This window comes from Gracilibacillus alcaliphilus (assembly GCF_016909015.1).
Lineage (GTDB): Bacteria > Bacillota > Bacilli > Bacillales > Amphibacillaceae > Gracilibacillus > Gracilibacillus alcaliphilus.
In genome coordinates this window covers 1-15,676 of record NZ_JAFBFA010000011.1, presented here as the reverse complement: position 1 = coordinate 15,676, position 15,676 = coordinate 1, and the positions used below count along the sequence as shown (strand labels likewise).

Below are 15,676 nucleotides of genomic sequence, written 5' to 3'. Positions count from 1 at the left end.
AACTCCTTTGGTTTCAGTCATTTAATATTCTTTTTTATAAGAAATATATTTCTTCCATGGCTGATAACCTAGTTTTTGATAAAATGTCACCAACCCCGTCCAATCAATCACAATATGACGAATCCCTCGTTCCCGCAAGATATGGATTCCAGCCTCCACGATCGCTAAGCCTAAACCTTGGCCTCGTTCCTCTGCATCTACTCCTAAAGGGCCAATTCCGCCCAGTTCCTGTTCAAACAAGGGTGCCCAGTATACATTCTGAGCAATATAGGGAGAATGCGCATCATTGATACGGCAAAAACCAATAATTTTGTCTGCCTTTTTCAACACTATGAACTCTCGGCCTTTGCCTCCTTTTTGAAAATAATGCATTGCTTCATATTCCCAACGGCCTGGAAAACAACGGTGTAGGAAGGCCAAGAAGGCTTCTTTACCTGCTAATTGCAGTGTTTGAAAAGAGACATCGCCTCGTTCCTTTTCAAAACTTGTTATTTCCGGCGGACTCTCCTCATAGGAATGAAGCAGGTCATAATCCTCACCTTGGTTTAAATAGCCTTGTTTCTCAAACCAGAGACATGACTCGCTATCTTCAGCAGGAATACCCGGAAAATAATGATATGGATCTCTGCCTAACACTATTTGCTGTATGCCAATAGAGCAAAAGGTATTCTCGGCATGCTGCAATAACTGACGGCCGATCCCTTGCCTGCGATACTGCTGATCGACCAACAACACTTGAATCCAGCCTGCTTCCTTTGGCATCGCAACATCCAGATCTTCCTGCCACCGCTTCGCTATCAGCATCCCGATCACCTGATTCTCTTGATCAACTGCCAGCCTTGAAGCTTGATAACAAATATTCTCATCGTCGAAGCTATTTTGGCGCAATAAGGATTGCCGCATAGGGAAAGCGCTTAAATTATTATTCCAAAGTGCCGCCATATCTGGTATTCTCTCTTGTTCTATTGCTACCAATCTCATCGTTTACCCCCTCTATCCCATTTGTGACTGTCTAACAGCCGCCATCACAGCACCATGCACTGGAGCAACATCGGGAATGATTAATTGTACATTCCGCTTATCTGCCATGATCATTCGCCGCATGGACGCTTCCAACAAATCGAACCGCTGAAAAATACTGCCTGCCAGCACTACAGGAATCTCCGTATCATCCGCTTGTTCTGCAAATAATTGCTGTACTAATTGTATAATATTTCTACCTATGTATGCTCCATTTCTATCCACAATTTCCTGTGCTGCGGCATCGCCCGCCTCTGCTGCTTGGAACACCTTTTTGGCCAAAGAAGCAATCACTTCCTTTGGATTGGAGGCATGATAAATAACAGGTACTAAGTCTGGCAGTTCTTTTTTTTGAAAATGTTGCAGACATAATTCCTTCAGTTTTGTAGCTGGACCTGTTTGATCTTGCATAGCAAAAACAGCTTGTAATGCTTCATGCCCAAGACAGTAACCACTGCCCCGCTCTCCGATTAGATGACCCCAGCCACCTATCCTTTGGCGATCACCATGATGGTTGATGCCATAAGTAATGGAACCAGTGCCTGAAATTTGGACAATACCTGGACTGCCTTTTGTTCCTGCATATAGAGCGATAAGCGCATCATTGTCCACGCTAACCTGCATAGCACCTGGCACGATTGCTATTAGGATATCTTTGATTTTCTGCTGTGTCTCCAGATGTCCAGCCCCAGACATCCCAGCAAACAAGGCAGCAGCCTGTTGATAGGCTGTTGGATGAGCCTGTTGCAGTTGATTGAATAATGTTTGAAAAGTCCTGCTCAACTCTGGAGCTGATACGATATTAGGGTTAGAGGCACCACCGACCGCTCTAGCAACTTCCTGCCCCCTACTATCTGCAAGAACAGCCACAGTCTTCGTTCCGCCTCCATCGATACCGATCACATATGACATATCCTTCCCTCACTTAGTCTTTCGTTTTTGATAGGCTTGTTTCTTTTCCCGTTGCAGCTTGAGTTCGCCTACCGCCTCTCTTGTGGCATCTAAATATTGGACAGTATCCTCATACTGCGAGGAAGCAACACACATAAAAAGAATATCGATCACTTGCAATTGTGCCATTCTGGAGGATGTCGCACCACTTCGAAAAGTAGGTTCTGTTGTGGAAGATGTGTATAAGTTTATATCGGCCGCTTCGGTCACGGCCCATTTTCCATATTTCGTTAAGCTAATGGTCGGCACACCATTTTGATTTGCTAATTGCATCAGACTCGCTACCTCAGGCGTTTCCCCGGAAAAAGATATTCCGATCACCACATCACTAGAGGCAGCATTGGCAATAAGTGTGGCTGCCATATGCATATCTTCAAAGGCATATGCCGTCTTATTAATCCGTAAGAATTTTTGTTCCGCATCTTGGGCAATAATGCTCGAAGCCCCTACACCAATAAAGTGGATTCTGCGTGCATGTTTTAATAGATCTACTGCCTTCTGTAAGGCATCAATATTTAATAGTTCTGCTGTTTCCCGAATAGTTTGAATGCTGTTGCTCGTCATTTTATCGATTATCGTTGCCGGAGATTCATTTGGAGCAATATCACGAAAACCTGATTCTGTCGTTTTTTGAAGATCACCTGCAATTCTCATTTTTAACTCCTGCAGGCCGTTTAACCCCAATGATTTACATAAACGAACCACTGCTGCACTGCTGGTCAAACTGCGCTTCCCTAATTCACTCGCCGTAAGTGATATAATTTCTTCAGGATGTTCCATGATATAGGCAGCGATTTTCTTTTCGGAGGGTGGTAATAACGGCATCATTTCACTTACTCGTATTAATCCACCAGTCATAAAAGCCATGTATGATACTCCCTTCTAATCCTATTATGACAAGCCTTTACCGCTCATGTTCTGTTCATATGATTCGTTTGCACTTATGTCACCTCTACTACGATCTGATCTGTTACCTTATTTATACAAACGGTAATGATAACACGACCTTGTCTGTGTGCCGTCACTACTCCGCCAGACGATATACCCGCAATGTCCGGATTACTGGAAGACCAAGTCAGCGGAATCGCAGAATAACTGGTTAGTTCCACCGAATAAGCAGGAGAAACATGCTGAAACAGACCATGAACAGTCAGGGGATATGTTTCACCTCTAGGGATGGCAATGGATTCCTGCAAATCCTTTTCTAGCTGGACTCCTGTTACCAGTGGTATAAATTGCAGGTCTAACCCCATCTCTGTTATTTCAAGACAGCTAAAACCTAACATATTACCGTTGTCATGACTAGTATACCCTTTTCGTGCACCATTTCCAGTCACGACATAATGAATACCATCTTGCCGCCAGCTTCGGAATACATGTAAATGACCAAACAGAACCTTGATATCAACCTGTGGGTGCTGTTGGTGATAGGAGCTTAACATATGATGCAGATATGCCGCATCGGCTGGATCCATTTCATGGGCTGTGCCTAATGTATCTTGAATAGGGACATGTGTGGCAATAATCAGGCAAGACTTCGTATTTGTACGTAATACTTCTTGCAAATAATCAAACTGGCCAGCCTCTGACCGGCTCAAACTTTGCTGATGTGCCGAGTTTAATACAATGAGCAAGGCGTGGTTGAGTTCCAAATGATAAGCGGCTGGACCAAAATGCCAGTGGAATAAATCCAGATTGCCTTGAAACGCCTCATGGTTGCCTGCAACAGCCAAGAAGGGTAATGACGAAGCCCTTATCCTCACCTGTTGGAATAGTGTAAACTCCTCGGAAGCAGCCTGATCAACCATATCCCCCATATGTAACACGAAGGCTGGTTCATACCGCAGAACCTGTTCAAAAATAAAGGCAAAGGCTTCTGCTGTATGTGTGTCTGGCAGAATTGCTACCTTCACTCGATGACGAGGCAAGGATAAGTTCTGATAGTAAAATGTCAGCTGGATCGGCTCCATCTGGTTACCGGCACAGTCTTGTGCCTCAATCGTTAATATCTGCTCCCCTTCTGTTACAGGCTGGCTTGGATAACTATAACACCATCCAGAATCAGGATCATAGTTTACTAATAACCTAGTATGATTCAGACAGATGATAATATCTTGTTCGTTTATACCGCTCTGCTCATCGATCAGTCGAAAGCTGATTCTCGGCTGATTTGTATAGACTGTAAGCTGGTCACGAAGGCTAAGTGCTGACAACACAGGTGGCTCCGTATCAGGGCTGAGGTCAATCTTTATGATCCGTTCTAAAGCGGGCATGGCAGGATTGCCAGCATAATCTTCCGCTGTTACTTCAATATGCAGCTGCCCCTCTGCTGCCCCTGTCACACGATAAGTGATCAAACCCTTTTCTGCACAAAAATCATGCGCTACCTGTTGCTGATTGATCAAAACTCGAATAGTGGCCGGATTTACCCCAGATTGCGTATCCTCTACCTTTGTGGAGAAGAGAAAAGAATTCGCATACATGACACTGTACGAATGTTCTGGAAAAGACTGTGAGAAGGAAGGCCCGACAAGATCACGTTCATCCTGATACACATAGCGGATATTATCCAAATAGAAGCTGCCTTGAAAAATGGCGTCTTTTCTCTTCGTCTTGTCTGTTTCCACTGCATAGATTCGATCTAACCGGATAGGTAACGGCCATGTGGAGGGTAAAGGAGCTTCGACATATTTCCAGCCTACCCAGTCAATCCCTGCTTTTGTCAGGTTGACAACCTTCTTCATTCCCTCTCCATCAATTAAAGTCGCACGCAGCCAAGGTGAGTGCCCATCTCCTCTCACCCAAAGCCCCAGCCTTTCCGGCCTTCGATAAGAAGCTGGCGCCTGTTTAAAGCAAATATAGATAGCGCCATTTCCATCTATCCATCCGCCAAAATCATATTGCACCTTCAGGCTGCACCTGCCTGCTTGTGCATGCTTGCTAATCTCTAGCTGATAACTGGTAACATACGTGTGATCTGTCCCATACTTATCTATCCTGTCCTCTTCAAAATCATCAATTAACAACTCCTGAATCTCCATGGCTGGATCACCAAACCCTCCAGTCTTATATAGTCTAACCGGACTGGACTTGATCGATTGCTTGACGAACAAATCCATTAGCTTGCTTCAGCAATTGCTGTGCCTTTTCATAGGTTACACCTGTCTTGATCATGACAATTGCTGGTTTCACCCCTAAATCCGCCGCTTCCAGTGCTTTTGCCGCCTCTTCTATAGAAGCTCCTGTAACAGTTGCAATAATATGTTTAGCTCGTTCTTTTAATTTATAGTTACTTACTTTGACATCTACCATCAAATTTTCATAGACTTTCCCAGCCTTAATCATGGCTGTAGTCGTCAGCATATTCAAAATCATTTTGTGTGCTGTCGCAGCCTTTAACCGCGTAGAACCTGTTAATACTTCTGGCCCTGTCACTACATCTATCTTAATAGCGGCATATTGACTGATCTTAGACTGTTTGTTGCTGCTCAAGCTGATCGTCTCAGCTCCTATACTTTGTGCATATTGCAGTGCTCCTGTCACATACGGTGTTCGTCCGCTGGCCGCAATACCTACTACGACATCTATTTCTGTTAATTCTCGCTGTTCCAAGTCAGCGGCGCCTAAGAGCGGATCATCTTCAGCCCCTTCCACCGCCTTCATAATCGCGGCATTCCCGCCTGCTATCATTCCTTGCACCATCTCTGGCGGTGTACTGAAAGTCGGCGGGCATTCGACTGCATCCAGAATACCAATTCGGCCGCTAGTACCTGCACCAACATAAAATAACCGTCCGCCTTGAATAAAGGAATGATAGATCGCCTCAACTGCCTCAGCAACCTCTGGAAGTACAGCTGCCACGCTTTGTGCGACCTCCATATCTTCTTGATTCATTACTTTCAGTATCTCATACGTACTCATATTATCGATTTCCATCGTATGTTTATTGCGCTGTTCTGTCGTTAATGTCGTCAAAATTTCCATCTGCTCGTCACCTACTTATATAAAAGATAGTTCTTTCTCCGCCTGTCAAAATCCAGAGATTGCTGATAACAAGATGTGAAAAAATCCTCCATATCCCGATTATTTAATAAATCTTTCCGGAGCTTGTCTGTACCTGTCAATAAATCAAAGGTATAGCGGTCACTATATTGGATAAATTTCAATTTATCCGGATACATCTCGAGAATATCCTTTACTAATAGTATTGTAGCATATAAAGCATTCAAGCTCTCCCTGTCTTTTACATGTAACTGCACACCTTGACAAGTTTCGCCTGCATATTTCTGATAGGTAGGTGAGAATGTCACAGGTCTGGCAATAATTCCTGGCAGATTCCGTTCGTTAAACTTTCTGGCCAGCTGCTGTCCATTAATAAAAGGGGCGCCAATCCATTCAAAGGGCCTCGTTGTCCCTCTTCCCTCTGATAAATTCGTGCCTTCGATCAAACAGGTGCCAGAGTATAAGATCATCATATCCTGAGTAGTTGTATTCGGTGATGGCGGCACCCACAGTAATCCAGTATCTTCCTGATACATCCACCGTTCCCAGCCTTGCATTGGGATTACGGTCAACTCACAATGATAACCAAACTCTCCTTTAAACAAAGATGCTAATTCTCCTATTGTCATACCGTGTCGATTCGGGATCGGCAGCAGACCAATAAAGGATCGAAATGCTTCCTCCACCAGATTACCCTCCACTTTCATCCCTGAGATTGGATTAGGACGGTCTAATACTACCAATTCCTTGTTGTATTCATGACAAGCTTTCATCACGTTAGCCATTGTATAGATATACGTATAGTACCTAGAGCCGATATCCTGCAAATCCAAGACCATTACATCAACCAGCTCGATCATTTCTTTTGCAGGCTTCCTTGTCTCTCCGTATAAGCTGTATACAGGCAAGTTTGTATCTGGGTCCACAAAGGCGGTTACCTTTTCCCCTTCTTTTGCGTCTCCTCTAATCCCATGCTCCGGTCCGAACAAGGCAACAAGATTAATATCTGGATGCTCAAAAAACAAGTCAACGGCTGGCACCAATTGCTGGTTGACGCCCGTCATATTAGTAACAAGCCCGATTCGTTTTCCCTGATACTTTTTAAAATCACGATAGATAAACACTTCTAACCCTAGCTGCATACCATTACCTTCCTTCACCATTTAATTATGCTCCTGCACGCTCAAATTTAGTAAACGTCTGCGAAGCGCCCCACATTAAGATATAGGCTGATATACTGCCGCCAAAGAAGAATAGTAACGCTGGAAATACCGTATAGGCAAGATAAAGAATACCTATCATCACCCCCAATAGAAATATCGTAAGAATAGGGTGTCCGATTCCAATGAGGAAAGCCCATTTAATATATTCTAATGGCCGCAATTTAAAATGAACGAAAATCGGAAATAAATAAAGCAGAATAATAAGGTAAATCAAGAACAGACCAAGGACACCAAAGCTGGCAATGATATAACCGATATGTTCTTGGGCCCTAAGTATTTGAAATTCAATTGTCAAAAAATAGCCTACAGCAAAAATAACATAACCAATCAGATTGATTTTGATAAATTCCTTACGGTACGATTGCCAAAAAGTTTGGAAAATCGGAACCTCATGCTCTTTGTTAATCCATTTGCGCACTACCGCGAACATAGCGGCCGTTGCAGGTAAGAAACCAAATAAGACTAGACCGGCCACAGAGAACACAAACCATAGTAGGTTTAAATAGGCAAAGCGCGTAATCCATACAGAAACTTGATAATAACCCGCTATAAAGCTGCTCATCACGCTGCCTCCTTTTTGTTTATTCCTTAATCGATCCTATTAATACCCCCTGCACAAAGAAGCGCTGAATAAATGGGTAGACAATTAATAATGGCAGGGATGAAACAATAATGACGGCATATTTGATCAAACCGGCCGTCTGCACCTGATCTACTAATGACTCTCCCCCGCCGCCTGCAGCTGGATCATTTAATTGCATCTGATTGACGACTAAAATCTCCCGCAGAATCAATTGCAACGGAAACTTATCACGGTCTGATAAATAAATCAAGGCGTTAAAATACTGATTCCATAAACCTACGGCATGGAACAGCGCCATTACCGCAACAATCGGTAAGGATAAGGGCAGTACCACTCGAATAAAGATATAGAAGTCAGAAGCCCCATCTATCTTGGATGCCTCGACCAGCTGATCAGGGATACTTTGGTGAAAAAATGTCCTTGCCACCAGAATCGACCAAGCGCCAACTACATTTGGAATCACAATCGCCCACATCGTATTCAGCATTCCTAACGATTGGACAATTAAATAAGTTGGAATCAGCCCCCCGTTAAATAACATAGTAAAGAGAATAAACCACAAGATGAATTTTTTGGCCATTAATTCTTTACGAGATAAGGCATAGGCACAAGGCAATAATACCAGTAAATGGATAAGCGTACCCGCTAATGTATAGAGAATGGTGTTCCCGTATCCCCTCCATATCGATGATTCAGAGAATACCCGTTCATACCCCCTAAATGTAATTTCCACCGGCCAAAGCCACATTCGTCCAGAACTGACGGCGGTTGGATCGCTGATAGAGGCACTTAAGACAAAAATCAGCGGATAAACAATTAATATTAAAATAATCACAAGAAAGATGGTGTTGAATGTATCAAACATTCTATCCGAGAGACTAAACCTCTTCATGTTGTATCACTCCCTTACCACAGACTGGAATCTGTCAATTTTCTAGCAAGATAGTTAAAGACTACTAGTAATGTAATATTGATAACCGAATCGAAAAGCCCAATGGCTGCTGCAAAACTGTATTGACCTTCTAACAAACCCGTTTGATAGACAAAGGTTTGGATAACATCAGAGGTCGATACATTCAAATCATTCTGCATTAAGAGCACCTTCTCAAAACCAACCGTCATAAAGCTGCCGATATTCAAAATAAACAACACAACAATCGTTGGCAGAATACTCGGGATATTGATATGAAGAATACGCTGAATGCGGGTGGCACCATCTACCTTTGCCGCTTCATGCAATTCTGGATTTACCCCAGACAAAGCTGCCAGATAAATAATCGAACTCCAGCCTAATGTCTGCCATACACCGGACCAAGTAAAGATATGTCTAAACCAGTCAGGACTTGTAAGAAATGGAATAGCCTCTCCACCCAAAGCAACAATAACACGGTTCACTAATCCGGTTGTCGGATCTAAAAAAATAACAATCATACCAACCACTACCACTACAGAAATAAAGTGCGGGGCATAAGTTAGTGTCTGTGCCCACCTTTTAAACATTGTCTTTTTCACTTCATGCAGCGATAAAGCCAGTATGATCGGCAGCGGGAATAAAACGAGTTGATAAGCACTTAAAATAATCGTGTTTTTTAATAGTCTCCAAAAGTAGTAGGATTCGAAAAACCTTGTAAAATGGTCAAATCCTGTCCACGGGCTTCCCCATATCCCTTGTGTAGCAATAAAATTCTTAAAGGCAATCTGCACACCATACATTGGAATATAATGAAGGATAATAAAATAAGCAATAGCCGGTACTAATAATACATATAGCTGCCAATTCCGTTGAAAGTTTTTCTTGATTCGATACCCTCTTGTCTTCTCTGCTACATGAGCTTCTGCCCTTGCTGTTCTCATGTTCCAACCTCCTATTTACGCACATTCACTGCTCCATGATCCAAGCGGCCAGTGCCTGCTCCTCTTCGAATTATCGAAGCAGAACAGGCAGGCGCTTCAAACCATGCTGGAAGGATTAACTTTCCTGATAACGTTCATATGCGGCTTGCTGGATCTCCATGTATTCATCAAGCTTCATATTCTCCACCGTTTCCACATAACTGTCCCATTGATCAAAATCCTGTTCACCTGTGATAAAAGCAGCTTGCATTTCACTAATATATTTATCTAAATCTGCCTCCAATATGGTGATATCAGCACTTTCCTCTTCTGTATAAGTGAAACTCGGCCAGATTTCTTCAATCAAATAGGGATCGATATGTTCTGCTGCCTCTTTATCTAACGGCGAGTTCTCAGAACCAGTAAAGTAGTCATCTGTTATCATAACTGGATGATTACCTCCAGGATTAATAATATATTTTGCCAATGCCTGGGTTAAAGTCAGACCATCCGGGTCATTTGTAATCTCCTCTAATAATTGCGGGCCATCCTCTGTTTCTTCATAAGTGACACCTTCAATACCCATAAAGAACATCTTCGCCCCTTCATCACTCCAGAAATAGTCAATCCAACGTAAGGTTGCCTCTGGATTTTCATTCTCACTGGTAATCACGAAGTTACCTAGAGAACGAACAGGTGAGGCAATTCCGGTATACATTTTGGTACCGTCCGGCCCTTCCAAAGCATTACCCGGGATAAATTGGCCACCAATTTCTTCTCCATACAACTCTACCGGATTAAAGAATTGAACCGCTCCATAGAGGTTATTAGCAGCATTGGCCAAGTGCTGATCCACCTCCAGCGTATAAATGCTCTGCTCAATAAGTCCCTCGTCATAGAGTTGGTTTAAATACTCCAGCATGTTACGATAGGCATCCGATGTTGGGAAAAAGCGCAAATCACCTGTATCAGGGTCTTCGTCAATCATGGCGTGCTGCTGTCCTTTGTTCTGTACACCAAAAGCACCTGAAATCCAATGAATAATTCGATCCATCTCGGCCACACTGCTAAGCGGAATCTCATCATTTTCTCCATTGCCATTTAGATCCGTCTCTTTTACAGCCTTTAAATATTCATAGAATTCTTCCGTTGTCTCTGGGTTATCCATCCCTAGCTGTTCCAGCCAATCTCCATTTACCCAGCCCTTTGCACCAATTAATAAGGACTGAAAATCAGGGGCATACACCGTTGGGATAGAATAAATATTACCATCTGGAAAGGTGATCCCGCTTTGGATATCAGGGTTTTCTTCCAGTACCTGTGCAATATTAGGGGCATATTCCTCAATTAAATCATTCAAAGGAATAAAGATTCCTTGTGATCCGTATGTTTGGATATCAGAAATAGTCAAGTTAGCGGCATAAAAGGCATCTGGCAAATCACCACTGGCTAAAGCTAGATTCCTCCGTTCCTCTAGTCCATCTGCTGGTACCTGATTCCAAGTGATATCAATATTGGTCATTTCCTCATATTCGTTTAAAAGCAAGACATCATTCCAATCATCAGCTGTCGTTGCAGCCTTTCCAGCAAAAATTTCTAACTGAATGGGTTCATCTACGATTGGCATCCCCTCTGTATTGAGGTTACTAATAGCTTCTTCACTGCCGCCGACTTCTCCCTCGTCATCATTGCTACAAGCAGCCAGCCATCCAGCTAACATCACTATTACCGCTAATAAGCCGATTCGTTTCACAGGCATATATAGCCCTCCTTTATTTAATTATCTAGATAACGGTCTAAAGCATTTTGTTGTATTTCTAAATATTCTTCCAGCCCCATCCCTTCAATCGTTTCCACATATTGATCCCAATGGGAGAAGTCCGTCTCTCCGGTAACAAATTGTGCCTCCATCTCATTCACATACTTAGCCAAGTCTGTTGAGAGCACTTCCAATCTTGTCTGCTCTTCATCCTCGTAGACAAATAATGGCCAAGGGTCTTCTATCAAGTACGGAGCATTTTTCTCCGCATTCTCTATGTCCTCCGGCCGAAACTCCGGTGCTGTAGAGAATCTTGGATCATCAATAACTGGATGACCACCGCCAGGATTAATAATATATTGTGCTAAGGCCTCTTGAACGGTAAGACCGTCCGGATTATTGGTAATCACTTCTTTCAATACAGGGCCATCTTCTGTCTCCTCATATGTTTCACCTTCTAGTCCCATAAAGAACATTTTCTTCCCTTCATCACTCCAGAAGTAATCAATCCAGCGAATCGTTGCTTCAGGATTCTCGTTCTCACTAGTAATAGAAAAATGGCCTAGACTGTTGACTGGATGTAACATGGCACTGAATAATTTATCACCATGAGGACCTTCTAACACATTACCAGGAATATAGCGTCCCCCTACCTCTTCACCAAAATAATCAATTGGATTAAAGAAGTTCATTGCTGCATATCTGCCTTGCATCCCATTTGCCAAAAATTGATCTACTTCAATCGAGTAAATATTCTGTTCAATTAATCCTTCTGTGTAAAGCTTATTCATGTATTCCAGCATTTCTCTGTATTCATCAGCTATCGGATAAAAGCGCATCTCCTGTGTCTCAGGATCTTCATCAATCAATGGATGTAAAATCCCTTTATTAGATAAGCCAAAGGCCCCTGATATCCAATGGTATAAACGATCCATCGATACACTGCTAAATGGAATCACATCATTGCCATCTACACTTAATTCTTTTGCCGCTTTCAAATATTCATAGAACTCATCTGTAGTTTCCGGATTACTCATCCCGGTCTCTTCAAGAATCTCTTGATTAATCCATGGCTTGTCATCCATTAATGACGTGAGTGCCTCAGGATCTCTCAATCTTGGAATGGCATAAATATTTCCATCTGGAAACGTAATCGTATTGGTAATCTCAGGGTATTCTTCTAAATAAGCCTTCAGATTCGGTGCATACTCGTCAATTAAATCATTTAAGGGAATAAAAACACCCTGCTGGCCATAGCTGTATAAATCAGAATTCGGTACATAAGCACCATAAAATAGGTCAGGTAAATCTCCGCTTGCCAGTACCAAATTACGCCTTTCCGCCAAGCCGTCAATCGGAACTTGGGTCCAGTTCATTTGGATATTCGTCATTTCCTCATATTCGTTTAATAATGGCACATCGTTCCAATTCTCTGCCGTTGTTGCAGCCTGCCCTGCAAATACATCAATGGTTATCGGTTCATTAACAATCGGCATGCCTTCCGCATTTAGATTTTCCAATGCCTCTTCACTGCCGCCAACTTCCTGATCATCATTGCTGCATGCCGCTACTAGCAAAATCGTGACCACCATGATAAAAAATAAATATAACTGCTTCCTGTTCATCAATTAACCCCTCCCTTTTAAAAATTGAAATGTTGATTGTAGCTGCTTGTTAACACCCCCTTTTTTGAACAACTTCTTTATGTAGAAATGTGCACAGGCAGCTTTCCTTTTACATCTACTTCTCCAATAATTGCTTGAACTGCGATTTGAATAGCCGGATAAGTAGGTTCATATGTGCAGAGGTAAGCATCTGCTGTGGGGAAATATCGTACATCATAAGGATTTTTCATAGCAATGCCGACTACTTTTGTCTTTTTCGTTTGACAGGCCTGGATGAGGTCGCCCCATCTAGAATCTGGAGTCAAATTCATCGTGCCGAAAATGATATAATCATAACCCTCTGCCTGCTTAATCATGTGATTAACTTGGGGGAGAGATAACTTTCCTGGTAATGTAACCGCCTCTGCCTTTGACAGGAATTCACGCACTATAGGTATTAGTATTCTGTCAGTTGTCTCATCCTCCGCTTTTGTCCCAGTTTCATCAACAGCCTCTATTACAAGTACTCTGGGGTCCCATTTGGCAAATGGCATGGTTTGTTTGTTATTTCTGATTATGGTAACGCTTTGCTGATATACCTGATATGCCAATTGCTGATGAGAGGAGCTTCCCACCGAATCAAAAGCTTGCGATTGTGCTTGTTCGGTATACTTATCTATCAGACGATTCACTCGTTGAACAGACTGTTCCATCCTTTGGTGTGACAGTTCACCAGTTTTTACAGCTTGATGGAGCATTTCTGCCGCACCTATTTGTTTTTCGTACGTATGTGAAATCATCACTAGATCAGCTCCTGCCTGAACTGCTTGAACCGCCCCATTTTCTGTACCTATTGTGTCTGATATAGCCTCCATTTCTAAACAATCCGTTGTAATTACACCCTGAAAACCTAATTGATTGCGCAATATATCTGTTAATACACGTTTCGATACGGTTGCCGGCCTCACTTGTTGCGGCTCCATTGTAGAGAAATGAATATGAGCAGTCATCACTACTTCGGCTCCTGCTTCGATACACGTGCGAAACGGTTTTAATTCGATTTGTTCCAACCGCTCCATATTATGTGTCAGAGTAGCCATTCCTAAATGGGAGTCTATCTGTGTATCACCATGTCCTGGAAAGTGTTTTAATGTAGGGATAATTCCTGCTGCTTGCATCCCCTTCATTGCCTGTTGGCCAAAGGCAGACACTTGATCCGGAGAATCACTAAACGACCGGACTCCGATCACCGGATTATGCTGGTTATTATTAATATCCAGCACGGGGGCAAGATTCCAATTAATCCCTAACGCACGTAACTCTTCACCCGTAGCATAGCTAATCTGGAAAGCATTATCAGGTGCTTCTGTTGCTGCAATAGCCATAGATCCCGGAAATATGGTGGTGTCATCTCCCAGTCTGCGGACAATGCCATTTTCCTGATCCAAACAAATCAACAGCGGTCTTTGATATCCTGCCATTTGCGCCTCTTGCTGCAAGGCTGTAATTAGCTTTTTTAATTGTTGTGCATAATTGATATTACGGCTGAATAAGATAATTCCTGCCACATGATACGTATGAATAAGGTGCTTCACCTCATCAGTAACCTCTGTCCCATGAAAACCGATAACCATTAGTCTGCCTATTTTTTTATCGATACCACTCACATCATTACCTCCTTCCACTTTACTGGTAACGCTTTCTTGTAATGACATGTTAACATATTCTATTACAAAATAAAATAATAATTCAAAAAATATTATTTTATTTTGAATTATTATTTTAAAAAGAGTTAATAAGAAGTTAGTGATAATGGATTTAACTAGATCCTCTATCTGAATTTTTTCGAAATAATATTTTGGATTCAGTTCTCTGCAGCACAAAAAAACTCCCCATAAAAAATGAGGAGTCAATATGAACTGCAAAATCTAAAATAGCTGATATCTTATCTTGTTAAAGCATAATAGGCGACATACAGCCAGCCGAAAACACCATGAATAATCGCCCATAAGATAGATTGATTGACACTCCAAGAAATGGTTATGGCTAATACAGCCCCAAATCCGAGTCCAGTCTTCACAACAGAATCTCTCGTTTCCATTTCTTTTCCCCCTTTCAGACAAAGGATAACTCTTACATCTTATTCCCTTTTCCCTCTTATCTAACTCTTCCATTTTTCACATTAAAATTCCTTTTCTGCTGTCCTTCGGATTCTTATGGACTGGAGAAGACTTTTTGGATTTTTTCTGTCCGTTAGATCCTTGATATTGTATTAGTAAAGTAGACACTCCTCGAAACTGTCCGTTATAATAGAAAAATTAATCAACAGGAGGAGCATATGAAAACTTACAGTTATGAGATGAAGAAACAAGTAGTGGAGAAATACTTTGAAGGGCATGCCATTCGAGACTTGGTACAAGCCTATCCTATCAGTGATGAAAGAGTGGCAAGGCGTTGGGTACAAAAAGTACGAGAAGGCGGATATGAAGCGTTGATGCGCAAAGGGCAGACCGCCCGCAAAAGACGAAAGGAGAACCTGGAAAAAAAGGCAAAAAAGAAGGAGCTAACCAAAGACGAAATCATCGAACACCAAGCCCTTCAGATTGAATTATTAAAAAAGCTTTTGGAGCTGGAAAGGAAGTGAGAGCACAGAAGGAGATACAATTTGCTTTTATTGAAGCGAATGCCAAGGATTATCCAG

The 15,676-nt window shown here is 42.3% G+C and carries 14 protein-coding genes; 1 reads left to right on the top strand and 13 read right to left on the bottom strand.

The window, feature by feature from the left end:
* Nucleotides 1-21 precede the first annotated feature (21 nt).
* The 13 genes from JOD18_RS10000 to JOD18_RS09940 form a co-directional block, all read right to left on the bottom strand.
* On the bottom strand, nucleotides 22-981 hold the full coding sequence (locus JOD18_RS10000) for a GNAT family N-acetyltransferase (RefSeq protein WP_204668888.1): 960 nt from the start codon (nucleotides 979-981) through the stop codon (nucleotides 22-24).
* Between the two features lie 12 nt (nucleotides 982-993).
* Nucleotides 994-1,932 carry a BadF/BadG/BcrA/BcrD ATPase family protein gene (locus tag JOD18_RS09995; RefSeq protein ID WP_204668887.1) on the bottom strand — a complete coding sequence of 313 codons (939 nt, stop codon included), beginning with the start codon at nucleotides 1,930-1,932 and terminating at the stop codon, nucleotides 994-996.
* Nucleotides 1,933-1,941: 9 nt separating this feature from the next.
* Nucleotides 1,942-2,838 carry a MurR/RpiR family transcriptional regulator gene (locus JOD18_RS09990; protein WP_204668886.1) on the bottom strand — a complete coding sequence of 299 codons (897 nt, stop codon included), beginning with the start codon at nucleotides 2,836-2,838 and terminating at the stop codon, nucleotides 1,942-1,944.
* 74 nt (nucleotides 2,839-2,912) lie between these two features.
* Complete coding sequence (locus tag JOD18_RS09985) at nucleotides 2,913-5,090, bottom strand: metallophosphoesterase (protein WP_204668885.1); 2,178 nt, start codon at nucleotides 5,088-5,090, stop codon at nucleotides 2,913-2,915.
* A complete protein-coding gene (gene murQ, locus JOD18_RS09980; RefSeq protein WP_204668884.1) occupies nucleotides 5,047-5,955 on the bottom strand; it encodes an N-acetylmuramic acid 6-phosphate etherase in 909 nt (302 codons plus the stop codon). The genes JOD18_RS09985 and murQ overlap by 44 nt, the downstream gene beginning before the upstream one ends.
* An 11-nt stretch (nucleotides 5,956-5,966) precedes the next feature.
* A complete protein-coding gene (locus JOD18_RS09975; RefSeq protein WP_239588046.1) occupies nucleotides 5,967-7,136 on the bottom strand; it encodes an exo-beta-N-acetylmuramidase NamZ family protein in 1,170 nt (389 codons plus the stop codon).
* A gap of 4 nt (nucleotides 7,137-7,140) precedes the next feature.
* Entirely contained in the window at nucleotides 7,141-7,758 is a 618-nt protein-coding gene (locus JOD18_RS09970) for a YesL family protein (RefSeq protein WP_204668883.1), read from the bottom strand.
* A gap of 19 nt (nucleotides 7,759-7,777) precedes the next feature.
* Complete coding sequence (locus JOD18_RS09965) at nucleotides 7,778-8,671, bottom strand: carbohydrate ABC transporter permease (protein ID WP_204668882.1); 894 nt, start codon at nucleotides 8,669-8,671, stop codon at nucleotides 7,778-7,780.
* A gap of 14 nt (nucleotides 8,672-8,685) precedes the next feature.
* On the bottom strand, nucleotides 8,686-9,633 hold the full coding sequence (locus JOD18_RS09960; protein ID WP_204668881.1) for an ABC transporter permease: 948 nt from the start codon (nucleotides 9,631-9,633) through the stop codon (nucleotides 8,686-8,688).
* A 115-nt stretch (nucleotides 9,634-9,748) separates the two neighbouring features.
* Nucleotides 9,749-11,371, bottom strand: a complete 1,623-nt coding sequence (locus tag JOD18_RS09955) for an extracellular solute-binding protein (protein ID WP_204668880.1) — start codon at nucleotides 11,369-11,371, stop codon at nucleotides 9,749-9,751.
* Between the two features lie 17 nt (nucleotides 11,372-11,388).
* The gene (locus JOD18_RS09950; RefSeq protein ID WP_204668879.1) at nucleotides 11,389-12,996 is read right to left on the bottom strand and encodes an extracellular solute-binding protein; all 1,608 of its coding nucleotides are present in this window, start codon (nucleotides 12,994-12,996) and stop codon (nucleotides 11,389-11,391) included.
* 77 nt (nucleotides 12,997-13,073) lie between these two features.
* Complete coding sequence (gene nagZ, locus JOD18_RS09945; RefSeq protein WP_204668878.1) at nucleotides 13,074-14,642, bottom strand: beta-N-acetylhexosaminidase; 1,569 nt, start codon at nucleotides 14,640-14,642, stop codon at nucleotides 13,074-13,076.
* A gap of 278 nt (nucleotides 14,643-14,920) precedes the next feature.
* Nucleotides 14,921-15,076 (bottom strand): hypothetical protein, encoded by a 156-nt coding sequence (locus tag JOD18_RS09940; RefSeq protein WP_204668877.1) that lies wholly within the window; start codon nucleotides 15,074-15,076, stop codon nucleotides 14,921-14,923.
* Nucleotides 15,077-15,313: 237 nt separating this feature from the next.
* On the opposite strand from JOD18_RS09940, the gene JOD18_RS09935 reads away from it, so the two are divergent.
* Nucleotides 15,314-15,619, top strand: coding sequence for a helix-turn-helix domain-containing protein (locus JOD18_RS09935; RefSeq protein ID WP_204668876.1), 306 nt, complete (start codon nucleotides 15,314-15,316; stop codon nucleotides 15,617-15,619).
* The last annotated feature ends 57 nt before the right edge of the window (nucleotides 15,620-15,676 follow it).

Coding starts and splice junctions, on each gene's coding strand:
- JOD18_RS10000 (WP_204668888.1), bottom strand. CDS start 981: ATGAGATTGGTAGCAATAGAACAAGAGAGAATACCAGATATGGCGGCA.
- JOD18_RS09995 (WP_204668887.1), bottom strand. CDS start 1,932: ATGTCATATGTGATCGGTATCGATGGAGGCGGAACGAAGACTGTGGCT.
- JOD18_RS09990 (WP_204668886.1), bottom strand. CDS start 2,838: ATGGCTTTTATGACTGGTGGATTAATACGAGTAAGTGAAATGATGCCG.
- JOD18_RS09985 (WP_204668885.1), bottom strand. CDS start 5,090: ATGGATTTGTTCGTCAAGCAATCGATCAAGTCCAGTCCGGTTAGACTA.
- murQ (WP_204668884.1), bottom strand. CDS start 5,955: ATGGAAATTTTGACGACATTAACGACAGAACAGCGCAATAAACATACG.
- JOD18_RS09975 (WP_239588046.1), bottom strand. CDS start 7,136: ATGGTGAAGGAAGGTAATGGTATGCAGCTAGGGTTAGAAGTGTTTATC.
- JOD18_RS09970 (WP_204668883.1), bottom strand. CDS start 7,758: ATGAGCAGCTTTATAGCGGGTTATTATCAAGTTTCTGTATGGATTACG.
- JOD18_RS09965 (WP_204668882.1), bottom strand. CDS start 8,671: ATGAAGAGGTTTAGTCTCTCGGATAGAATGTTTGATACATTCAACACC.
- JOD18_RS09960 (WP_204668881.1), bottom strand. CDS start 9,633: ATGAGAACAGCAAGGGCAGAAGCTCATGTAGCAGAGAAGACAAGAGGG.
- JOD18_RS09955 (WP_204668880.1), bottom strand. CDS start 11,371: ATGCCTGTGAAACGAATCGGCTTATTAGCGGTAATAGTGATGTTAGCT.
- JOD18_RS09950 (WP_204668879.1), bottom strand. CDS start 12,996: ATGAACAGGAAGCAGTTATATTTATTTTTTATCATGGTGGTCACGATT.
- JOD18_RS09940 (WP_204668877.1), bottom strand. CDS start 15,076: ATGGAAACGAGAGATTCTGTTGTGAAGACTGGACTCGGATTTGGGGCT.
- JOD18_RS09935 (WP_204668876.1), top strand. CDS start 15,314: ATGAAAACTTACAGTTATGAGATGAAGAAACAAGTAGTGGAGAAATAC.